Below are 20488 nucleotides of genomic sequence, written 5' to 3'. Positions count from 1 at the left end.
GTTTTGCGATGCCGCAACGTCCCAATTTTCTGGTGATTCTGGCCGACGATCTAGGCTTCTCCGACATCGGTGCGTTCGGCGGCGAAATCGCCACGCCGCACCTCGATGCCTTGGCCAACAATGGCCTGCGCTTGACCGATTTTCATACCGCGCCGACCTGCTCGCCAACCCGCTCGATGCTGTTGACCGGCACCGACCACCACATCGCCGGCATCGGCACCATGGCCGAAACGCTCACGCCTGAACTGATCGGCAAACCGGGTTATGAGGGATACCTCAATGATCGCGTGGTGGCGCTGCCGGAGCTGCTGCGCGAGGCCGGTTATCAAACGTTGATGAGCGGCAAATGGCACCTCGGTTTGAAGGCCGAACTGGCGCCCCATGCACGGGGTTTCGAGCGCTCGTTTTCGCTGCTGCCGGGCGCGGCCAACCACTATGGTTTCGAGCCGACCTACGATGAGCAAACCCCCGGCCTGCTGAAATCCACGCCGGCGCTGTACATTGAGGACGATATTTTCCTTGATGAATTGCCGAAGGACTTTTATTCCTCCGATGCCTTTGGCGACAAATTGCTGCAATACCTCAAGGAGCGTGATCAGACCCGGCCGTTCTTCGCCTACTTGCCGTTCTCCGCGCCGCACTGGCCGTTGCAGGCGCCCGCCGACATCGTCGAGAAATACCGTGGCCGCTATGACGCGGGCCCCGAAGTGCTGCGCCTGGAGCGTCTGGAAAAACTCAAAGCCCTCGGCCTGATTGAACCGGACGTAGAACCGCACCCGCTGATTCAATTAACCCAACAGTGGGACGCATTGAGCGACGAGCAAAAGCAGATTTCCGCGCGGGCGATGGAGGTCTACGCGGCGATGGTCGAGCGCATGGACTGGAACATTGGCCGGGTGGTCGATTACCTGCGCCAGCAAGGGCAGCTCGACAACACCTTCATCCTGTTCATGTCCGACAACGGCGCCGAAGGCGCGCTGCTTGAAGCGTTCCCCAAATTCGGCCCGGAACTGGTGACGTACCTCAGTCAGCATTACGACAACAGCCTCGACAACATTGGCCGGGCCAACTCTTACGTCTGGTACGGGCCGAACTGGGCGCAGGTCGCGACCGCGCCATCACGGTTGTTCAAGGCGTTTACCACTGAGGGCGGCATTCGTGTGCCGGCGTTGCTGCACTATCCGCAGCTGGCGATCAAAGGGCAGATCAGCCATGGTTTCGGCACGGTGATGGACATCACGCCGACGATTCTTGATCTGGCGGGTGTGCGTCATCCGGGCAAGCTTTGGCACGGTAAACCGGTGGCGCCGTTACGCGGTAAATCGTGGCTGGGGTTCTTGTCGGGTGAGACTGCGCAGGTGCATGACGAGCACACGGTCACGGGTTGGGAATTGTTCGGGCGCAGGGCGATTCGGCAGGGGTCGTGGAAAGCGGTGTGGATTCCTGGGCCGGTGGGGCCGGCGACGTGGCAGCTGTATGATTTGAGCAGTGATCCGGGGGAGATTCATGATCTGGCGGTGAGTCACCCGGACAAGCTCAGCGCGTTGATCGGGCATTGGCAGCAATATGTCGAGGAGACCGGGGTGATTCTCAGCGAGTCGCCGTTTCAGCCGGATTGAGGGGAAGATCAAAAGCCCCTCACCCCAGCCCTCTCCCAGAGGGAGAGGGGGAAAGGGAGCAGATCTTCATGCTCTTCAAACCTGAGTTCGACTCGCAGTTTCAGGTCGATGTATCAAGCGCAAACAACTCGGTCAGTCCCCTCTCCCTCTGGGAGAGGGCTAGGGTGAGGGCCGCTTGTCAGGCCTCCACCGCCTTACCAGACACCGCGATTTCATCCCGACGAACAAACCGGTTCGCCCGCCCAAACGTCCCGAAATCATTAAACCGAACCCCCATTTCACGCATCACCTTATGCGCCACCGGCACGGTCATCTGACGAATGTAAAACGGCTCCTTCACCACAAAATGATGAATCCCGTGACTGCTGCCAAAGTTGAAGCAGAACGCCTGCAACGGCCACAGCCACCAAGGGTTGAGCACCTGACACTGCTGCAGCACATTGCCCAATTCAACATCGCCGTAGTAATGCATGTTCGAGCTGATGAAGTGCAGGCAAAACGTGCGCAACACGTTAGGACCGATGATCACCACGGCGGCGATATCGATCACCTGCATCACCGATAACGTCGTCGCCGACCACTCGATTGGCGAACCCAGCAGATAGGCAATGCCATTGGCCGCGTGAAAACCGAGAAACACATACCACGCGCCCCAATGCACCAGCGCCAGTGGCGCATAGACCTTCAGGGTGCGCTTGATGATGCTGAACTTGTGCGCCCAGGTCTTGGCCCGCAGCATGCGGATAAACGCCGACATCACGTTGTCGCCGACCATCAGCAACCGCGCAAACCCCCACGGCTCGCCGTTGGTGATCGCGCGTTCTTCCATGTCGGTTTCAGTACCGGAGACTTTGTGGTGATTGAGGTGCAGATGCCGACGAATCCACGGATTGATCGTGCTCGGCCGCGCCAGCCACACCAGGCCCATCATCAAATTGTGCGGCACACGCTGCTTGCGGAAGTACATGCTGTGGATCAGATCGTGCTCAAGCTCATGGGTCAGCGACGCGAAAAACGCATTGAGCAACAGACAAACCCACCACGCCATATGGCCGCTGATGTACAGCGTCGCCGAACCAATCATCCCGATCAGCGCAAAGGCCAGAATCCCCGCCCCCAGCGCATCCTGATGCTTGAGAATCGGGTAGCGCTCGCGCAGTTCGACGCCTTTCGCCAGCACCACTTCGCGAATATGCGCTGATCGCTGGGCCGCATTGTGTCGCTGGGGACTTGCAGAAGTACCGTCCATGCTTCCATCCTCGGGTTTATGATGTTCGCATCGTGCCTCGCCAAGGCTTCAATTGCGGTAGCCGAGAACGCCAACCTGTTGACCGGAAGCGCCAATCAGCATGAAGGAACCGACCTCCCTCGCCAGCTGGACCCGTGCCTTGCGCAAGCAACTTGATGCGCTGGGGCTGGACAGCATTGCCCTGTGCCAACAGGCCGGGCTCGACCCCAATTTGATGGACGATCCCAACGCGCGCTATCCACTGTCCGGCACCACACGGCTGTGGGAAATCGCCGTGCAGGTCAGCGGCGACCCGGCAATTGGTCTGCGCGTGTCACGCTTTGTCAGCCCGACCACGTTCCATGCGCTCGGTTATGCGCTGGTCGCCAGCGGCAGTCTGCGCGAGGTGTTCGAGCGCATCGTGCGTTATCACCCGGTGGTCAGCGATGCGCTGGAACTAGAGCTGAGCCGCAACGACGACCGTTATCAATTTCGTCTGAAAATTCCGTCAGGCAATCCGGCGCCAGCCTTCGAAGCCATCGATGCGTTTACCGCGATCTACGTGCGCACCTGCCGTAATCGTCTTGGTCGCGATTACGCGCCGCTGGCGGTTTACCTGCGCCGGCCGGAGCCGAACGATGCGCAGCAATGGCACAAAGTCTTCCGCGCCCCGGTGCATTTCGGCTGTACCGAGGATCGTCTGGAGTTCGCCCTCACCGACTTCGACAGCCACCTTGACGACGCCAACCCGGAACTCGCCGAACACAACGAAGCGGTGCTCAAACGCACGATGGCCCAGCTCCAGCCGCTGACCTGGGAGCGCAAGGTGCGCGATGCCATTGAAGAACAACTGCCGGAAGGTGAGCCCAGCGCCGAACGCATTGCCCAAGCCTTGCACCTGAGTTTGCGCAGCCTGCAACGGCATCTGGCGGATGAGGGTTGTCGTTTTGATACGTTGCTCAATGAGAGTCGCGAGAATCTTGCGTTGCTGCATCTGCGCGATCCGCAGTGTTCGTTGAGTGAGGTGAGTTATTTGCTGGGGTTCGCTGATACCAGCAGTTTCAGCCGCGCGTTCAAGCGCTGGACGGGGATGACGCCGGGGCAGTTTCGGGATGGGTTGCGCTGATCGTCAGCCTTTAGCCAGACTGCGTTCCATACCGGATGACCATTGCTCGATCATGGCAGATCCCATCTCGGCGAACGCTGGATGACTTGCGCTGTACTCCGCCATTTCGCCCATTGCCACCTGCATACCGTTAGCCACTTGCTGCAGTAATTCATTGCAACGCGCCTCGGTCAGATTGCAGGCAGTTCGACCAAAGCGTACCAGCATTTTGTGCTTTGGCCAGGCCTTCGAACCCCCCAACAGCAACGCCATACTGTCGTTCTTTATGTAGACCGATGTGGTGATGATGTCGTATGCGGGTGCGAGTCTGATTGTCGATTCCTCGCCACAGTCTTCGTACAGCACACCGAAGTTTTTAAGATGAGCGTCGCCGTTTTTCAGACCTGCGGACAAAGCCACAATTTTGAAAAATGCTTCGAGCGCATGATTGAGCAACGCGGGTGAAACAAATGCCTTGATCTGCCGAGCCGCACCTTCGTAAGAACCGTCGTATTTGGCTTTCGACGGCCAGCCGTTGAGCACGCAGAAGTCCTCGAAACCCAAGTAGCCCGTGCCACTCAAGTCAAATCGCTCGATAACCAGAAACTTGCCCTGCTCGCTCAACTCAAACTGCGGCACCTCAAGCCCGCTGTGTTGCGCGGCGCGCATGCAGAAGTATTCGTTGGTCGCCAACTGCGGATACTCATTGGCACGAAACGCCTTGACCAGATGGGTCGATCCCCGATGAGTCAGGCGATCAATCGCGGCAGCGCTGTCACGTACCAGCACTTTTGGCTGCACCCCAGACACTCCGGAATACTGGCCGTAGGTTTTCAATAGATCCTCGAACAGGCCCTGCGCACCATCGTGCACGAGCAAATCGGCCAATGACGTTTCGGGTGGTCGATCCACTGTCGATGCTTCGGTAATTGACATCCGACCCAGCTGAAAGGGGCCCACAATGGCCAGCAGTGCGAAGTCATCGAAACCACGAACCGCCTTGCTGAAACGACGAACCAGCTCATCACGAAGCGCACCTTCCGGCAAATTCATTTCGAAAACCGGATGTATGCCACCTTCCCAAACATAACTTTCCAGCCGGGACGGCATTGTCAGTGACACGGCGTTTTCGGCACTGGCTTGTTCGCGGTAATTGAAGACGCTGTCGACTCGATCTTGCCCGCGCGCCAACGTTCCCGCGGCTTGCCCGCCGACACAGACATTTAATCGATCTGACGACTCAGTCATGGAAGTTAACCTTTTGCAGCGTATCAAGTGTCGGTCGACGAGACTGACGTGGAACCGCCGTCAGCTCATAGCCAAACCCGTTGAGGATCGCTTCTACTTTGCGCAGGCCGATTTCCGAAATAGTGTTGTTTTCGATCCCCGAAATCGTCGCGCGGCTCATTCCGTATTGCTGAGCCAGTGCCTGCTGAGTCATTTTGTTCGCCTTGCGAAGGGCCTTGATCAATTCACCAAGCTGTTCCATGTTATTTCCTGCATCAAATACGGTGCAAATTTAGACATTTACTCAATTTGCATCGCATTTGATGCAGTCAGTGAGCAACATTAGCCTAATTTCGAGTGAGCAAGAAGTAATCACCTGTTCACCTCAAAACCCAGCTCAAAAATGGTGCCATCAGCATCACTGCTCACCCGCACCTGTCCCCCATGCAGTTGCATGATCGACTGCACGATCGCCAACCCCAACCCGCCTGAATCCCCCGGCTCTGCCCGAGAAGAATCGACGCGGTAGAAGCGGTCGAACAGTTTGCCCAAATGCTCGGGGGCAATCGCCGGCCCGTGGTTGTGCACCTGCAACCAGCACCAACCCGCCTCATCGCGACGACGCAGGCTGATCACGGATCCGGAGTCAGCGTGGCGCACGGCATTGGCCAATAAATTCCCGAGCGCCCGTTGCAGCAATTGCTGATCAGCGAGCAGTTCACCATGCAGTTGATTGTCCAGACGCAACTCGCGGTCATCGGCCAAGACTTCAAAATAATCACACAGCTCACCGCCAACGCTGTGCAAATTTAGCGTTTGCAGATTGAGCGCGCGCTCGGCCTGCTCGGCGCGGGCAAGGAACATCAGGTTTTCCGCCATGCGCTTGAGCCGCTCGAACTCTTCCATGTTCGAGGCCAGGACTTCCTGATATTCCGCCGCTGTGCGCGGATGATTCAGCGCCTGACCGTTGCTCGCCAGCAAGGTGTGTAGCGGCGTGCGAATCTCATGGGCGAGGTCGGCGGAGAACTGCGACAGGCGCTGCACGCTGTCGTCCAGCCGCGTCAGCATGCCGTTGAGCGCCTGCACCGGTTCGAGCAGTTCGGCGGGCGTGCCATGGGCTGGCAGGCGTTGATCGAGGCTACGCAGATCGATGCCGCGTACCGCTTCGCTCAACTGACGCAACGGTTGCAGGCCCCGTCGTAGCAGCAGTAAACCCAAGGCAAAAGCGAGCAACGCGCCGAGTCCAACCGATAGATACAAGCGCAGGCGATAGCTGCCAAGCATCTGCTCGCGCTCGCTCAGTACCTTGCCGGCGATGACGGTCAGCGGCTCGCCGTTCGGCCCCTGCGCTTCGCCGGATAACAGCGCCAGCTCGGCACCGTCCGGTGCTTGCCACGTGAGCACATCGGGACGCTGCGGCGTTTGTTCGCGGGGGATGGCATTCAGCGCGGGCAACTCGCGTTGACGGGGATTGATCGCGATCACGCTCGAACCGTCGGCGCGGCGCACCAGCAACAGGCTGTCGAGGTTACCGAGCATGTTCTGATACAGCCGTGGCCGCGCCTGCAAAGCGTCGAGGCTGTCGCTGTCGGCGAGCAACGCGCGCACCTGCTCCAGTCGACCGAGCAACGCTAGGTCGTCGCGGTAGGCGATTTCCGAGGCCAGCGAGCGGTAGAGAAATACGCCGATAGCACTCAACACCAAGGCGCAAACCAATGCGAACGCCAGCGCCAGACGCCAGGCGATCGACCTAGAGCGCATCGTCGGGCGCTTCCAGTTGATAGCCGACACCGCGCACGGTGTGGATCAGTTTCGGCATATACGGATCATCAACTTTGGAGCGCAAACGCCGCACGGCGACTTCAACCATGTTGGTGTCGCTGTCGAAATTCAGGTTCCACACCTGCGAGGCAATCAGCGTGCGCGACAGCACTTCGCCCTGACGGCTGGCGAGCAGTTGCAGCAGGGCGAATTCCTTGTTGGTCAGGGCAATGCGCTGGCCACCGCGACTGACGCGGCGGCGCAGCACATCGATTTCCAGATCGGCGATGGTGTACGACTCGGCTTCGCGCATCGGCCCGCGCCGCAGCAACGTGCGTACCCGCGCGAGCAGTTCGGCGAAGGCGAAGGGTTTGAGCAAATAATCGTCGGCGCCCAGCTCAAGGCCGCGCACGCGGTCTTCGATGGCGTCCTTGGCGGTGAGAAACAGCACCGGCGTGGCGCCGCGCTGGCGGATCAACTGTAGCAATTGCCAGCCATTGAGGCCGGGGAGCATCACGTCGAGGATGATCAGGTCATATTCCTGCTGCTCGATAAAGTAGCGTCCATCGAGGCCGTTGAGCGCCACGTCCACGGCAAAACCCGACTCACCCAGGCCTTTGGCGAGGAAATTCGCGGTTTTGGCTTCATCTTCTACGACCAGCAAACGCATGGCACACCTCGATTGATAGGCACACAGGCTAGGCGCCTTCGGCGGCGTTGCCCATTACAAACTTGTAATCAGACTGACGAGGTTCTGACGAAGACTGGCGATTAAGGTGGCGACCTTCGTTTTTGGAGCCTGTCCATGACCGTCAAATACCTTGTAGCCAGCCTGGCCATCGGCCTCAGCGCCAGCGTGTTCGCCGGCCCGGAACTGCCGCGTCACGCCGACCTTGATCTTAAAACTGCACGGCTGCTCGCCGACACGGCGATAGCCAACTGCACCGGCACGGTGTCGGTGCTCGATCGGGGCGGCAATCTGCTGGTGACCTTGCGCGGCGATGGGGTCGGCCCACATAACACTGCCGCCAGCCAACGCAAGGCGTACACCGCGCTGTCGACCAAAACCGCGACCCGATTGTTCGCCGAGCGTGCTCGTAGTAATCCGGAAACCGCCAACCTCAACACCCTCGATGAATTGTTGCTGCTTGGCGGCGGTATTCCGCTGTTCCTCGGTTCTGAAATGGTGGGCGCCATGGGCGTGGCCGGCTCTGGCGGCGGAGAGCAAGACGAAAACTGTGCGATCAAGGCTGCCGAAAAAACCGGTCTGGCCACCACCCGTTCCCAATAAGGAGTTTCATCCATGACTACTGTGCGCATGACCCTGGCCGCGCTCGGCCTGAGCGTTTTTTCAAGCCTGGCGCTGGCCGCTGGCAACCCCTTGAGCGTGCACGTGCTCAATCTGGAAAACGGCCTGCCGTCGCCGGGCATCAACGTGACGCTGGAGAAACACGTCGGCCAGAACTGGCAGCCACTGGCTCAGGGCACGACCAATGAACAAGGGCGAATTGCCGAGCTGTTCCCGACCAAGCAGCCTTTCGAAGCGGGTGAATACCGCGTGGTGTTCAAAACCGGCGAGTACTTCAAGAAGGTCAAGCACGACACCTTCTTCCCGGAGATTCCGGTGATTTTTGAAGTGAAGCAGACGGATCAGCATTACCACATTCCGCTGCTGCTCAGCCCGTATGGCTTCTCGACCTATCGCGGTTCCTGAGCCCCACTCCCACAGGCTTTGTGGTTTGCCTGAGATATCGTGGACGGTGGAAAACCCTGTGGGAGCTGGCTTCCAGCGATGGCGTCCGTTCAGCAGACATCGATGTCGGCTGATCCACCGCTATCGCTGGCAAGCCAGCTCCCACAGGGTTCGGGTGCATTGTCAGATCGTGGCCAGGGCGCGCAATCGCGTGGCGTCGAGGATTTCGATCTCGCCATACCCGAGCCCGATAATCCCCTGCCCCTGCAAATCCTTGAGGATCTGGTTGGTGGTCTGCCGCGACAGCGACAGCATCGACGCCAACTGCTCCTGCGGCAATTGCAGCACACGACGTGGCGCGTCGAGTTCGCCGTAGCCTTCGGCGATCATCAGCACTCGATGGGCCAGACGCGCCGGGGCTGGCAGCAGACTAAGTTGTTCCAGATTGATAAAGGTCAGGCGTAGTTTGTGGCTCATCAGCAGCGCCAGATGCCGCCAGTACACCGGCTGTTCATCAAGCAGTTTCAGCAGGGTCGCCTGTGGAATATTGAGCAAGGTGCACGGCCCGACTGCGTAGGCATCATGAGTACGCGGCTGGCCATCGAACAGGCAGATTTCGCCGAACCAGTGCGGCGCTTCCACCAGACTCAACAACGCCTCCTTGCCCTGCTCGCTCACCGCACCGATGCGCACGGCGCCATCGAGCACCGCGTACAAGCCGCACGGCGCATCACCACGCTGGAACAAGCGCTGCCCCGCCGTCAGCCGCCGCTCTCGCGCCGCCGCCAGCAAGCTATCCTGAAAGGACACCGGCAGATGACTGAACCACTGGCCATGCATCAGCCGCGAACGAATTTGCATAAACACTCCTGGATTGTCGCCTGCCTGACAGAGCGAACCCTGATCCCGAGGGATGATGCGATCAACCCTACCGGAGGAACAACAATGAAAAGCCTCGTCGACCACCTCAGTCAATACGCCGCCTACCACCGCGATCCGCGCAACATCGCCAGCCACTTTATCGGCATTCCGCTGATTGTGGTGGCGGTGGCAGTTTTGTTGTCGCGACCGGAATGGTCGCTGGGCGGGTTGTGGATATCTCCGGCCGTTGTGTTGGCGCTGGCCTCGGCGTGGTTTTATCTGCGTCTTGAGGTGAAGTTGGGCGTGCTGATGACGGTGCTGATGGGCTTATCCGTATGGGCCGGGCATGTGCTGGCACAGCAAAGCACCATGGTCTGGTTGAGCAGCGGCCTGGCGCTGTTTGTGATTGGCTGGGTGATCCAGTTTGTCGGGCATCACTATGAAGGGCGCAAACCGGCGTTTGTCGATGATGTGTCGGGGCTGATTGTCGGGCCGTTGTTTGTGGTGGCCGAGTTGGCGTTCATGCTCGGGATGCGGCATGAATTGAAGGAGCAGATCGAGGCGCGGGCGGGGGTTGTGCGGGTTAATCCGAATCGTGCGGCTGTCTAGACCGCATTTCGCGAGCAGGCTCGCTCCCACAGGGATTTTGGTTGTTCACACATTTTGTGCTCAACACTCATCCACTGTGGGAGCGAGCCTGCTCGCGAAGCTTTTGATCTTAGAGACTGGCGACTTTCTGCCAGACCTTCGGCTTGAAGAACAAGGTCTCACCCTTGGCCAACCCGATCAGGCTGTCGTGATCCTTGACCACTTCTGCCTCGATCAAATCAGTCTGCCCCTCAACCTTCAACGTCACCCGTGTGGTCGCGCCCAATGGCCGAATATCACGCACCTCAGCCGCATGGTGATCCTCCAGCTCATGTTTGGACAACGACACTTCATGCGGACGGAACAGCACGTGATTGTCGTCGCTCAGCAGCAAGCGGTTCGAATCGCCGAGGAAGTGATAAACGAAATCGCTGGCCGGGTTTTCGTAGACGTCGCCCGGTGAGCCGATCTGCTCGATCACGCCCTTGTTCATCACCACGATACGGTCGGCGACTTCCATCGCTTCTTCCTGGTCGTGGGTCACGAATACCGACGTCAGGTTGATGTCTTCGTGCAACCGCGCCAACCAGCGACGCAGTTCTTTACGCACCTTGGCGTCGAGGGCGCCGAACGGCTCATCCAACAGCAGCACCTTCGGCTCCACCGCCAGGGCACGGGCCAAAGCAATCCGCTGACGCTGGCCACCGGACAATTGTTCCGGATAACGATCCGACAACCAGTCCAGCTGCACCATGTTCAGCAGTTCGTGCACCTTGACCGCGATCTGGCTTTCGCTTGGGCGCTGGTTTTTCGGCTTCATGCGCAAACCGAACGCGACGTTGTCGAACACCGTCATGTGGCGGAACAAGGCGTAGTGCTGGAACACGAAACCGACGTTGCGATCACGCACGTCGTGGCCGGAAACGTCTTCACCGTGGAAGACGATGTTGCCCTGATCCGGGGTTTCCAGACCGGCGATGATCCGCAACAGCGTGGTCTTGCCGCAGCCCGACGGGCCGAGCAGCGCCACCAGCTCACCGCTGTGGATGTCCAGGCTGATGTTGTCCAGCGCCTTGAAGGCATTGAAATTCTTGCTGACGTTACGCACTTCGATCGACATGAATTATTCCTCCGCGGCGCTGGCGCGCAGGCGGTTGATACGGTTTTCGCTCCACTGCTTGGCCAGCAGGATGAAGAGCGCCAGGATCAGCAACAGGCTCGCCACGGCGAACGCGGCCACGTGGTTGTATTCGTTGTAGAGGATCTCGACGTGCAGCGGCAAGGTGTTGGTCACCCCGCGAATGTGCCCGGAGACCACCGACACCGCACCGAATTCACCCATGGCCCGTGCGGTACACAGCACCACGCCATAAATCAGGCCCCACTTGATGTTCGGCACAGTGACATGCCAGAACATCTGCCAGCCATTGGCGCCGAGCAAGCGCGCGGCTTCCTCTTCCTGCGTGCCTTGTTCCTGCATCAGCGGGATCAGCTCACGGGCCACGAACGGCACGGTGACGAAGATCGTCGCCAGCACGATGCCCGGCAAGGCGAAGACGATCTGGATGTCGTGATCCTGCAGCCACGGCCCGAACAGGCCCTGCGCACCAAACATCAGCACGTAGACCAGACCGGCGATCACTGGCGACACCGAAAACGGCAGGTCAATCAGGGTCACCAGCATGCTTTTGCCGCGGAACGAGTATTTGCTCACGCACCACGCAGCGCTGACGCCGAACACCAGGTTCAGCGGCACCGAAATCAGCACGGCGAACACGGTGAGTTTCAACGCCGAAAGCGCGTCCGGTTCAAAGATCGCGGTGAAAAATGCGCCGAGGCCATTCTTCAAACCCTGCGATACGACGATGAACAACGGCAGCAGCAGAAACAGGAAAAAAACCAGCCAGCCAAGGCCGATCAGGATTCTGCGCGAAGTGGCACTGCCACGGCGTGCAGCGTTGGCCGAAGAGGCGGCCGCAATAGACGATTGGGACATGGTTCGCGCCTCCTTATGGGGTTTCGATGCGCCGCTGCAGCAAGTTGATCAGCAGCAACAGGACGAAGGAAACCACCAGCATCAGCACGCCGATAGCGGTAGCGCCGGTGTAATCGTATTGATCGAGTTTGACCATGATCAGCAGCGGCAGGATCTCGGTTTTCATCGGCATGTTGCCGGCGATGAAAATCACCGAACCGTACTCGCCGACGCCACGGGCGAACGCCAGGGCAAAACCGGTCAGCCAGGCGGGCAGCAATGCGGGAACGAGGATGTGGCGGAACACCTGCAACGGTTTCGCACCGAGGCACGCCGCGGCTTCTTCGACTTCACGGGGAATGTCGGCCAGCACAGGCTGCACCGTGCGCACCACGAACGGCAGCGTGACGAAGGTCAGCGCCAAAGTGATACCGAGCGGGGTGTAAGCGATTTTGAAACCGAGGTCAGCGGCGAATTGCCCGACCAGACCGGCCGGCGCGTACAGCGCAGTCAGCGCAATGCCGGCCACCGCTGTCGGCAGGGCGAACGGTAGATCGATCATCGCGTCGATCACTTTGCGCCCCGGGAAGGTGTAGCGCACCAGCACCCACGCCAGCAGCGTGCCGATGATGCCGTTGATGATCGCGGCGCACAGCGCGGTGCCGAAGCTCAGCTTCAATGCCGCGAGTACCCGTGGTGCGGAGATGATCGCCCAGAACTGATCCCAGGTGAGTTGAGCGGCGTGGACGAACATCGCCGCCAGCGGGATAAGCACAATCAGGCTGAGGTACACCAAGGTGTAACCCAGCGTCAGCCCGAAGCCGGGTATGACGGGGGAGATACGACGCGACATAAAAGTCCTTGGTTAAAAAGCATTCCGCTGAACGCACCAATGTGGGAGCGAGCTTGCTCGCGAAGAGGGAGTATCAGCCAACTCTACGTCGTCTGACACTCCGCTTTCGCGAGCAAGCTCGCTCCCACATTTCCGCGCCTGGCTTCAGGCTTGATGTGTGGCTGAAGTCAGATTACTGCGCCTGATAAATCTGGTCGAACACGCCACCGTCGTTAAAGAATTTCGGCTGCGCGGTTTTCCAGCCGCCGAAGTCCTTGTCGATGGTCACCAGTTCCAGTTTCGGGAACTGCTGGGCGTACTTGGCGGCCACGTCCTTGTCACGCGGACGGTAGAAGTTCTTCGCGGCAATTTCCTGACCGGCCGGGCTGTACAGGTGCTTCAGGTAAGCTTCGGCGATCTGCTCGTTGCCTTTCTTCTCGGCGTTCTTGTCGACCACGGCCACTGGCGGTTCGGCGAGGATCGACAGCGAAGGCACGACGATGTCGAACTTGTCGGCGCCGCCATCTTCTTTCAGCGCCAGGAACGCTTCGTTTTCCCAGGCCAGCAACACGTCACCCTGACCGTTGTTGACGAAGGTGATGGTCGAACCGCGCGCACCGGTATCGAGGATCGGCACGTGCTTGAACAGGGTCTGCACATATTCTTTGGCTTTGGCTTCGTCACCGCCGTTGGCTTTCAGGCCATAGGCCCAGGCGGCGAGGAAGTTCCAGCGTGCGCCGCCGGAAGTTTTCGGGTTCGGGGTAATCACCGACACGTCGTTCTTGACCAGATCGCCCCAGTCCTTGATGCCTTTCGGGTTGCCCTTGCGCACCAGGAAGACGATGGTCGAGGTGTACGGCGTGCTCGCTTCCGGCAGACGCTTCTGCCAGTCGGCGGGCAGGGTCTTGCCGAGTTTGGCAATTTCGTCGATGTCACCGGCCAGGGCCAGGGTTACAACGTCAGCGCGCAGACCGTCGATCACCGCGCGGCCCTGTTTGCCCGAACCACCGTGGGATTGCTGGATTTTCACGGTGTCGCCGGCGTGATCTTTCTGCCAGAACTTGATGAATTCAGCGTTGTAGTCCTGATACAGCTCGCGCGTCGGGTCATACGACACGTTGAGCAGTTCGTAATCCTTGGCAACCGCGGAACCGGCAAACACAGCGCTGGCCAGGGCGGCCAAAGCGTAACGGCGAATCGACGACATGGTGAAAGCTCCTGGAATTCTTGGTGGTGGCTTTTTCTTATGATTATCTGGAATCGGGTGTGCCGGCTAAAGATCGTCCGATCGCGGCCCGAGCCTTCGGCAGCTCCTACACACAGCCCCCTATAGGAGCTGCCGCAGGCTGCGATCTTTTGATCTTCAACTCAGCCCGGTTGTTTGCCCGGTTGCTGCAAACGGAATTTCTCTTTGCGTTCGATCTGCACGACTTGGGCGTTATGCACAGTGATCTCCACCGCGCCGAAACGCAGATCGCGCAGGGCGCTCTGGATTTCACGCAAGATGGTGCTTTCGTCCTGACCGTCAACGCTGCGAAGGGATGCGCTCATGGTGCTGCTCCTTTGAATGGGATTTGCCTGGCAGTGGGCGGCACTGCGTTCGGCGTAGGAGCAATATAAGAGAGGCGCGGATATTCTTAAAAAGACTATTTAAGAATGTTTATATAACCGAAAAACTGATCGCTCCCACGTTCCACGCGGGAATGCAGCCGGCGGCGCTCTGCGCTACGATTTTTGCAGCGGACAGGGAGCGTCTCGGGGCAGCATTCCCACGCGAAATGTGCGAACACTTTCAGCCGATCACTGGTGCTATTGCCCAATCTATCTCCTGCGCCGGACTCGGCCGTCCAAACCAATATCCCTGCCCCAGATCGCATTCCTGCTCGAGCAGAAACGCCGCCTGCTCAACCTGCTCGATACCCTCGGCATGCACCTGCATGCCCATGCTCCGGGCCAATGCGATGATCACCCGGACAATCGCCGCGTCGTCCTCATCCCACGGCAGTCCGGCGACGAAGCCCTGATCGATCTTCAGTTTCTGCACCGGCAAACGCTTAAGCCGCAGCAGCGACGAATAGCCCGTACCGAAATCATCGATGGCCAGGCGAATGCCAAGCTCACGCAGCCGATGCATCTGCTCCAGCGCCACTTCCGGATCGTCCATCACCGCGCTTTCCGTCACTTCCAGCTCCAGATACGCCGGATTCAGCCCGGTGTCATGCAGGACCTGCGCGACCTGTTGATAAAGCTCACGTCGGGCGAACAAACGCGACGACACGTTCACCGCGACAAATGACAACACGATCCCGGCCTGCTGCCACTGGCACATCTGCCGGCACGCCTGCTGCATCACCCACGCGTCGATTTCGGCAATCAGCCCGGTGCGCTCAGCAATAGGAATGAACTCCGCCGGCGACACCAGACCACGCGCCGGATGCTGCCAGCGCACCAACGCTTCGACGCCAATCAAGCGACTGGTTTTCAAGTCATGCACCGGTTGGTAGTAAACCCGCAGCTCCTGCTGCTCAAGCGCGCGGCGCAGTTCGAAAGCGATTTCGACCCGTTGCTGGGCGTGGGCGGTGAGTTCTTCGGTGTACAAGGCGTAACCGTTGCGGCCGCTGCTCTTGGCTTTGAACAGCGCCGCGTCGGCGTTGCGCAACAGCTGCTCGGCGCTCAACGCGTCACTGGGGAACAGGCTGATGCCGATACTGGCGTTGATGAACAGTTCATGGCCATCGATGCAGAATGGCTCCTTCAATGCATCGAGAATGCGCTGCGCCAGCGCCGCGGCCTGCACCAGCTGTGGACAACTTTCCGCCAGCACCGCGAACTCGTCGCCACCGAGCCGCGCCAGGGTGATGCCGGGGCCGAACAGCGCCTGCAAACGCGCCGCCACAGCCTTGAGCAAGCGATCGCCGATGTTATGCCCGAGGCTGTCGTTGATCATTTTGAAGTGATCGAGATCGAGCATCAGCAGTGCACAACCGCGCTTATGGTTTTGCGCTGAGGCCAGCGCCTGTTCGGCGCGGTCGCTGAACAGCAAGCGATTGGGCAGATCGGTCAGTGGATCGTGGTGCGCGAGGTGTTTGAGCTCATGTTCGGAATTCTTGATCGCGCTGATGTCGGAGAACACCGCGACGTAATGGCTGAGCCGGCCCTGATCATCGTGAATGACCCGGATGGTTTGCCACTGTGGATAAATCTCACCGCTTTTTCGCCGGTTCCAGATTTCACCGCTCCATTCGCCTTGCGACTCAAGCGTGGCAAACATTGCCTGATAGAACCCTGGCGGATGGTGGCCGGATTTGAACAGGCTCGGCGGCTGCCCAATGACTTCTTCACGCTGATAACCGGTGATCTCCATGAAGGCGCGATTGACGTGAACGATCAGGCCATGATGGTTGGTCACCAACACGCCCTCGCGGGTGCAATCGAATACCGCCGCGGCCTGACGCAGGCGTTCGCGATCGACGTGGCGCTCGCGCAACCGTGCACCGATCCCGAGAAACGTGCACAAACGCGCTCGCGCCAGGAAAATCAGCCCCGCGCTGACGGCTGCAAACAGGTAACCGTTGATCAGTTGCCACTGCGCAAGATCGACGGAGTTATCGAAGAAATTGTTTAATAAATGATCAGTGCCTTGCAGCCAGGCAGCGGCAAGCACGAGATAGAGCAGCGCTGCACGCAATGCATCGCGGTAAGTGGCAGGCATTCGGCTGTCCATGTCCCTACAAAAAGGTTGGAATTATAGGTCAAGAAACATCCAGCGACTCTTATCTGAAAGGGCGACTGGTTTTATCTGTGTGCTTGGTGATAATGCAACGGCTGTTTTTTTCTTTATCGAGGGCCCTATAGCCTATGTGGTACGAAGGTTTTCTTGGCTTGTCGGCCTGGTCTCTGGTCGCAGTCACCCTGCTGATGACCCACGTGACAATTGTTGCCGTCACGGTCTATCTGCACCGCTACTCGGCCCATCGCTCCCTGGAGCTGAATGCCGGCCTGAAGCACTTTTTCCGTTTCTGGCTTTGGCTGACCACGGCGCAGAACACCCGCGAGTGGACCGCCATCCACCGTAAACACCACGCCAAGTGCGAAACCGAAGACGACCCGCACAGCCCGGTCATCAAGGGTTTGTCGACGGTACTGCGCACCGGCGCCGAGTTGTATCGCGCCGAAGCGCAGAACCCGGAAACCCTGCGCATCTACGGCAAGAACTGCCCAGAAGACTGGATCGAACGCAACGTCTACAGCCGCTACCCGCTGCTGGGCGTGGCAATCATGGGCGTCATCGACCTGCTGCTGTTCGGCACCATCGGCATCACCATCTGGGCGATCCAGATGATGTGGATCCCGGTGTGGGCTGCTGGCGTGATCAACGGTCTCGGCCATGCCGTTGGCTACCGCAACTTCGAATGCCGCGACGCAGCGACCAATCTGGTGCCTTGGGGCATCCTGATCGGCGGCGAAGAACTGCACAACAACCATCACACCTACCCTAACTCGGCCAAGCTGTCGGTGAAGAAGTGGGAGTTCGACCTCGGTTGGGCGTGGATCAAAGTCTTCAGTTTCCTGCGCTTGGCCAAGGTTCAGCGTGTAGCGCCGATCGCCCACCGTGTTGAAGGCAAGGGCAATCTGGACATGGACACCGCCATGGCCATCCTCAACAACCGCTTCCAGATCATGGCCCAGTACCGCAAGCTGGTAATCGGTCCGCTGGTCAAGCAAGAGCTGGCCAAGGTCGATCATTCGGTGCGCCACCAGTTCCACCGCGCCAAGCGTCTGCTGTCGCGGGAAACCAGCCTGCTGGAAGACCGTCATCACCTGCGCATCCAGACCATGCTCGAGCATAGTCAGGCTCTAAAGGTAATTTACGAAAAACGCCTGGCCCTGCAGCAGATCTGGGTCAAGACCAGCGCAAATGGCCACGACATGCTCGCCGCCATCAAAGAGTGGATTCACGAGGCAGAAGCCAGTGGCATCCAGTCCCTGCGTGAATTTGCTGATCAGTTGAAAACCTACTCGCTGCGCCCTGCGGCGGTCTGAGACCGTTGATCGGTGCACCCGGCTCCCGGGTGCACCCTTCGGAACTTCGCTAAAAATCGCCTATCTCAAAGACACTTCGCCATCCCGGCGGGCTGTACTGTGGCCGTTGTCGAATTGCGGCACGTCCTTTGAGATCTGTGCCGATGGTCAACAACAATCAAAAAGACTCATCCTTCCCGCAGTGGCCCGAGGCCGCGCAAACCCTGATGGCGTTGATGCACGCCCAAGGCGAAGTCGCTCGGCTAAGCGAACGCGAGCAGTTGTTCAGCTCATTGCTGGTCAGCGTCAACGCCGTGCTCTGGGCTTTCAACTGGGAAACCCGTCAGGTGCTGTACGTCAGCCCCGCCTACGAACGGATTTTTGGCCGCTCTGCCGGCCTCCTGCTCGCCGATTACAATCAGTGGCGTGACAGCATCTACCCCGACGACCTGGAATACGCCGAACGCAGCCTCGCCGAAGTGCTGCACAAAGGTGCGGTGGAAGATCGCGAATACAGGATCATCGCCGCCGACGGCCAGGTGCGCTGGCTCAGCGACAAATGTTTCATCAACCGTCAAGACGAGCCAGGGCAACCGGTGATCATTGTCGGCATCGCCGAAGACATCACCGACAAGAAGCAGATGGAAACCGAGCTGCATCGCTTGGCGACCACCGACGTGCTGACGCAAAGCAGCAATCGCCGGCATTTTTTCGAATGCGCCAACCGTGAGTTCGAAGAAGCGCGCGTGCAAGGTTCGCCCATGGCGTTTTTGCTGCTCGATATCGATGATTTTAAAGTGATCAACGACAGTTATGGCCATCCCGAAGGCGACAACGTGTTGCAGCGAATCGCCGAGTGCGGGCGCGGCTCGTTACGTCGCGGTGATCTGTTCGGGCGGATTGGCGGGGAAGAATTTGCAGCGGTGTTTCCGGGCTGCGCACCGGACATGGCCATGCAGGTGGCCGAGCGGCTGCAGCAGGAGATTCAGCGCTTGAGTTTCAGCCATGACGGCCAGACGTTCGGCATCACCGTCAGCCAGGGGTTGACCAGCCTTACAGAGGCAGACGACAGCCTCGACAGCCTGTTCGCCCGCGCGGATGCGGCGATGTATGAGGCCAAACGGCAGGGCAAGAACCGCATCATTTCTGCCTGAGCCCAATACCTCAACCCAACACATAACTACTGTGGGAGCGAGCTTGCTCGCGAAGGCGTCTTGTCTGTCAACGTAGCGCTAAATGACACACCGCTTTCGCGAGCAAGCTCGCTCCCACATGGTTTTGCTGTGTATCAATGTTATTTGCGCATCCGCATCAATTCCGGCAAGCCGATCTTCAGCAACCGCGCCGTGCGGCTCTTCGCCAATTCCTCAACGCCTTCATGCTCGGTCAGATGCGCCATCTGCGCCGCCATGTTCATCACCAGCGCCTCACGGGAATACACACCGCCGCCGAGCTGGTACACCGACGCAATCAGCTCACGCAGCTCCAGCGGCAATCGCCAGCGGGTGCGCAACGCCGAACCATAAGCCGCACCAAACTCGGCCAACGCCTCGCCGACTTCCTCCAGCTCATCCAGCGCACCGCCAGCCTGCTGCCATTCCTGCAAACAACGCAGCAACGCCAGATCGCCGAGACGATGGAGCATGCCCGCGCAGTAACAGCGCTCCTGATCCAGATCGAGCAAGCGCGCCAGGGTGCGCGCGTATTCAGCGGTGTGCAGCGACAGCCCCCAGTAGCGCTCGGCGTAATCCGCCAGACACGGATCACTGAGCTTGGCGCTGCGCTTGAGCGCCAACCCCAGAATCAGGTTCATGCTCTGCCCGGTGCCCAGGCGATGCAGGGCTTGAGCCAGTGTCTGTACCGGTGCGCCATGGTGCTGCGCGGCGCTGTTGGCTGCAGCGATCAGCACTGCAGTGATTTGTGGATCGGTTTTGATCTCATCTTCCAACAGCTTCAGATCGAGGCCATTGGGATTGAGGCTGCGCTTCACCGCCACTTGCACGTCGGTCATCAGCGGCGCGCCGTCAGCCTGCTCTCGGCGGCGCTCAAGGAAAACCGACAGAGTCATGCCCGGTGCCAATGCCGGCACCTCACAGAACACTTCCTCACCGGCATTGAGCAGCAAGCCCTGTAATCGCTCGGTCAGGCTTTCCATGTTCAACGGTTTGGTCAGATACGCCGTCGGCGCCAGCGGAATCGCTTCGCGCACACTGGCGCTGTCGTTGCGGCTGCTCATCAGGATGAACGGCAGCGGCGGATTGCGTTTGCGCTGCCGCACGCTGCGCAACACGCTCAAGCCATCGACACCGGGTAGCTCCCAATCAACGATGGCCAGGTCATAAGGAATTTCGCTGAGCATCGACAAGGCTTGCTGGCCATCGGCACACAGATCCAGCCGCGCATCGCAGCGCACGTTCAGCAACACTTGTTTGAGCAGGTCGCGGGACCACGGATCGGCCTCGGCAATCAGCACTCGCGGTACGGCGGGTAAATCGACGGCAGTCATGCGCGCTCTCCCTTGCAATGCCTGAACCTTAGCCAATGCTGGCCATTCGATACAATGCTAAAGCGTCCGAT

Annotated in this window: 20 protein-coding genes; 7 read left to right on the top strand and 13 right to left on the bottom strand. The window is 59.3% G+C overall.

Annotated features, from left to right (window positions below; genetic code table 11):
* Window positions 1-8: 8 nt before the first annotated feature.
* Complete coding sequence (locus ACZ0A4_RS25195) at window positions 9-1619, top strand: arylsulfatase (protein WP_463576731.1); 1611 nt, start codon at window positions 9-11, stop codon at window positions 1617-1619.
* 178 nt (window positions 1620-1797) lie between these two features.
* Here ACZ0A4_RS25195 and ACZ0A4_RS25190 read toward each other — a convergent pair whose 3' ends face one another.
* Window positions 1798-2868 (bottom strand): fatty acid desaturase, encoded by a 1071-nt coding sequence (locus tag ACZ0A4_RS25190; protein WP_463576730.1) that lies wholly within the window; start codon window positions 2866-2868, stop codon window positions 1798-1800.
* A 100-nt stretch (window positions 2869-2968) separates the two neighbouring features.
* Here ACZ0A4_RS25190 and ACZ0A4_RS25185 point away from each other — a divergent pair, with 100 nt between their 5' ends.
* The gene (locus ACZ0A4_RS25185; RefSeq protein ID WP_122594077.1) at window positions 2969-3973 is read left to right on the top strand and encodes an AraC family transcriptional regulator; all 1005 of its coding nucleotides are present in this window, start codon (window positions 2969-2971) and stop codon (window positions 3971-3973) included.
* Between the two features lie 3 nt (window positions 3974-3976).
* Here ACZ0A4_RS25185 and ACZ0A4_RS25180 read toward each other — a convergent pair whose 3' ends face one another.
* The 4 genes from ACZ0A4_RS25180 to ACZ0A4_RS25165 form a co-directional block, all read right to left on the bottom strand.
* Window positions 3977-5200: a type II toxin-antitoxin system HipA family toxin gene (locus ACZ0A4_RS25180; RefSeq protein ID WP_463576729.1), complete on the bottom strand. Its 1224-nt coding sequence runs from the start codon at window positions 5198-5200 to the stop codon at window positions 3977-3979.
* Entirely contained in the window at window positions 5193-5441 is a 249-nt protein-coding gene (locus tag ACZ0A4_RS25175; RefSeq protein WP_007917667.1) for a helix-turn-helix domain-containing protein, read from the bottom strand. The genes ACZ0A4_RS25180 and ACZ0A4_RS25175 overlap by 8 nt, the downstream gene beginning before the upstream one ends.
* Before the next feature lie 110 nt (window positions 5442-5551).
* On the bottom strand, window positions 5552-6940 hold the full coding sequence (locus ACZ0A4_RS25170; RefSeq protein WP_463576728.1) for a heavy metal sensor histidine kinase: 1389 nt from the start codon (window positions 6938-6940) through the stop codon (window positions 5552-5554).
* Complete coding sequence (locus tag ACZ0A4_RS25165; RefSeq protein ID WP_038367211.1) at window positions 6930-7610, bottom strand: heavy metal response regulator transcription factor; 681 nt, start codon at window positions 7608-7610, stop codon at window positions 6930-6932. Before ACZ0A4_RS25165 ends, ACZ0A4_RS25170 begins: the two co-directional genes overlap by 11 nt.
* 135 nt (window positions 7611-7745) lie before the next feature.
* Here ACZ0A4_RS25165 and ACZ0A4_RS25160 point away from each other — a divergent pair, with 135 nt between their 5' ends.
* Together ACZ0A4_RS25160 and uraH are read left to right on the top strand one after the other, a co-directional pair.
* Window positions 7746-8231: a GlcG/HbpS family heme-binding protein gene (locus ACZ0A4_RS25160; protein ID WP_463576727.1), complete on the top strand. Its 486-nt coding sequence runs from the start codon at window positions 7746-7748 to the stop codon at window positions 8229-8231.
* A 12-nt stretch (window positions 8232-8243) separates the two neighbouring features.
* Window positions 8244-8654 (top strand): hydroxyisourate hydrolase, encoded by a 411-nt coding sequence (gene uraH / locus ACZ0A4_RS25155; protein WP_463576726.1) that lies wholly within the window; start codon window positions 8244-8246, stop codon window positions 8652-8654.
* Window positions 8655-8816: 162 nt separating this feature from the next.
* Here uraH and ACZ0A4_RS25150 read toward each other — a convergent pair whose 3' ends face one another.
* The gene (locus tag ACZ0A4_RS25150) at window positions 8817-9494 is read right to left on the bottom strand and encodes a Crp/Fnr family transcriptional regulator (RefSeq protein ID WP_463576725.1); all 678 of its coding nucleotides are present in this window, start codon (window positions 9492-9494) and stop codon (window positions 8817-8819) included.
* Between the two features lie 84 nt (window positions 9495-9578).
* Here ACZ0A4_RS25150 and ACZ0A4_RS25145 point away from each other — a divergent pair, with 84 nt between their 5' ends.
* Window positions 9579-10103 (top strand): Mpo1 family 2-hydroxy fatty acid dioxygenase, encoded by a 525-nt coding sequence (locus tag ACZ0A4_RS25145; protein WP_463576724.1) that lies wholly within the window; start codon window positions 9579-9581, stop codon window positions 10101-10103.
* A gap of 109 nt (window positions 10104-10212) precedes the next feature.
* Here the strand turns inward: ACZ0A4_RS25145 and ACZ0A4_RS25140 are convergent, their stop codons facing one another.
* From ACZ0A4_RS25140 to dibA, 6 genes are all read right to left on the bottom strand, one after another.
* The gene (locus ACZ0A4_RS25140) at window positions 10213-11202 is read right to left on the bottom strand and encodes a sulfate/molybdate ABC transporter ATP-binding protein (RefSeq protein ID WP_102354732.1); all 990 of its coding nucleotides are present in this window, start codon (window positions 11200-11202) and stop codon (window positions 10213-10215) included.
* A gap of 3 nt (window positions 11203-11205) precedes the next feature.
* On the bottom strand, window positions 11206-12078 hold the full coding sequence (cysW, locus tag ACZ0A4_RS25135) for a sulfate ABC transporter permease subunit CysW (RefSeq protein WP_008080021.1): 873 nt from the start codon (window positions 12076-12078) through the stop codon (window positions 11206-11208).
* 13 nt (window positions 12079-12091) lie between these two features.
* The gene (gene cysT, locus ACZ0A4_RS25130) at window positions 12092-12910 is read right to left on the bottom strand and encodes a sulfate ABC transporter permease subunit CysT (RefSeq protein ID WP_008080019.1); all 819 of its coding nucleotides are present in this window, start codon (window positions 12908-12910) and stop codon (window positions 12092-12094) included.
* 172 nt (window positions 12911-13082) lie between these two features.
* Complete coding sequence (locus ACZ0A4_RS25125) at window positions 13083-14096, bottom strand: sulfate ABC transporter substrate-binding protein (RefSeq protein WP_034151823.1); 1014 nt, start codon at window positions 14094-14096, stop codon at window positions 13083-13085.
* 161 nt (window positions 14097-14257) lie between these two features.
* Window positions 14258-14440 carry a sulfur starvation response protein OscA gene (gene oscA / locus ACZ0A4_RS25120; RefSeq protein ID WP_007917682.1) on the bottom strand — a complete coding sequence of 61 codons (183 nt, stop codon included), beginning with the start codon at window positions 14438-14440 and terminating at the stop codon, window positions 14258-14260.
* A 241-nt stretch (window positions 14441-14681) separates the two neighbouring features.
* Entirely contained in the window at window positions 14682-16601 is a 1920-nt protein-coding gene (dibA, locus tag ACZ0A4_RS25115; RefSeq protein WP_463576723.1) for a phosphodiesterase DibA, read from the bottom strand.
* A gap of 146 nt (window positions 16602-16747) precedes the next feature.
* Here dibA and desA point away from each other — a divergent pair, with 146 nt between their 5' ends.
* Both desA and ACZ0A4_RS25105 read left to right on the top strand, forming a co-directional pair.
* Window positions 16748-17932, top strand: coding sequence for a delta-9 fatty acid desaturase DesA (desA, locus tag ACZ0A4_RS25110; protein WP_116029347.1), 1185 nt, complete (start codon window positions 16748-16750; stop codon window positions 17930-17932).
* 143 nt (window positions 17933-18075) lie between these two features.
* A complete protein-coding gene (locus ACZ0A4_RS25105) occupies window positions 18076-19065 on the top strand; it encodes a GGDEF domain-containing protein (RefSeq protein WP_463576722.1) in 990 nt (329 codons plus the stop codon).
* A gap of 140 nt (window positions 19066-19205) precedes the next feature.
* On the opposite strand, the gene ACZ0A4_RS25100 is transcribed toward ACZ0A4_RS25105, so the two are convergent.
* The gene (locus ACZ0A4_RS25100; protein WP_463576721.1) at window positions 19206-20417 is read right to left on the bottom strand and encodes an HDOD domain-containing protein; all 1212 of its coding nucleotides are present in this window, start codon (window positions 20415-20417) and stop codon (window positions 19206-19208) included.
* Between the last annotated feature and the right edge of the window lie 71 nt (window positions 20418-20488).

This window comes from Pseudomonas sp. AC172 (assembly GCF_979258595.1).
The sequence above is the reverse complement of the archived record's forward strand: the minus strand, read 5'-3'. Positions and strand labels throughout refer to the sequence as shown.

Bases quoted from the DNA above. Each gene is read 5' to 3' on its own strand.
- ACZ0A4_RS25125 (WP_034151823.1), bottom strand. From the start codon at position 14,096: ATGTCGTCGATTCGCCGTTACGCTTTGGCCGCCCTGGCCAGCGCTGTG.
- ACZ0A4_RS25190 (WP_463576730.1), bottom strand. From the start codon at position 2,868: ATGGACGGTACTTCTGCAAGTCCCCAGCGACACAATGCGGCCCAGCGA.
- ACZ0A4_RS25170 (WP_463576728.1), bottom strand. From the start codon at position 6,940: ATGCGCTCTAGGTCGATCGCCTGGCGTCTGGCGCTGGCGTTCGCATTG.
- ACZ0A4_RS25180 (WP_463576729.1), bottom strand. From the start codon at position 5,200: ATGACTGAGTCGTCAGATCGATTAAATGTCTGTGTCGGCGGGCAAGCC.
- desA (WP_116029347.1), top strand. From the start codon at position 16,748: ATGTGGTACGAAGGTTTTCTTGGCTTGTCGGCCTGGTCTCTGGTCGCA.
- uraH (WP_463576726.1), top strand. From the start codon at position 8,244: ATGACTACTGTGCGCATGACCCTGGCCGCGCTCGGCCTGAGCGTTTTT.
- ACZ0A4_RS25145 (WP_463576724.1), top strand. From the start codon at position 9,579: ATGAAAAGCCTCGTCGACCACCTCAGTCAATACGCCGCCTACCACCGC.
- ACZ0A4_RS25140 (WP_102354732.1), bottom strand. From the start codon at position 11,202: ATGTCGATCGAAGTGCGTAACGTCAGCAAGAATTTCAATGCCTTCAAG.
- ACZ0A4_RS25150 (WP_463576725.1), bottom strand. From the start codon at position 9,494: ATGCAAATTCGTTCGCGGCTGATGCATGGCCAGTGGTTCAGTCATCTG.
- ACZ0A4_RS25195 (WP_463576731.1), top strand. From the start codon at position 9: ATGCCGCAACGTCCCAATTTTCTGGTGATTCTGGCCGACGATCTAGGC.
- ACZ0A4_RS25165 (WP_038367211.1), bottom strand. From the start codon at position 7,610: ATGCGTTTGCTGGTCGTAGAAGATGAAGCCAAAACCGCGAATTTCCTC.
- cysW (WP_008080021.1), bottom strand. From the start codon at position 12,078: ATGTCCCAATCGTCTATTGCGGCCGCCTCTTCGGCCAACGCTGCACGC.
- ACZ0A4_RS25105 (WP_463576722.1), top strand. From the start codon at position 18,076: ATGGTCAACAACAATCAAAAAGACTCATCCTTCCCGCAGTGGCCCGAG.
- ACZ0A4_RS25100 (WP_463576721.1), bottom strand. From the start codon at position 20,417: ATGACTGCCGTCGATTTACCCGCCGTACCGCGAGTGCTGATTGCCGAG.
- ACZ0A4_RS25185 (WP_122594077.1), top strand. From the start codon at position 2,969: ATGAAGGAACCGACCTCCCTCGCCAGCTGGACCCGTGCCTTGCGCAAG.
- ACZ0A4_RS25160 (WP_463576727.1), top strand. From the start codon at position 7,746: ATGACCGTCAAATACCTTGTAGCCAGCCTGGCCATCGGCCTCAGCGCC.
- cysT (WP_008080019.1), bottom strand. From the start codon at position 12,910: ATGTCGCGTCGTATCTCCCCCGTCATACCCGGCTTCGGGCTGACGCTG.
- dibA (WP_463576723.1), bottom strand. From the start codon at position 16,601: ATGCCTGCCACTTACCGCGATGCATTGCGTGCAGCGCTGCTCTATCTC.
- oscA (WP_007917682.1), bottom strand. From the start codon at position 14,440: ATGAGCGCATCCCTTCGCAGCGTTGACGGTCAGGACGAAAGCACCATC.
- ACZ0A4_RS25175 (WP_007917667.1), bottom strand. From the start codon at position 5,441: ATGGAACAGCTTGGTGAATTGATCAAGGCCCTTCGCAAGGCGAACAAA.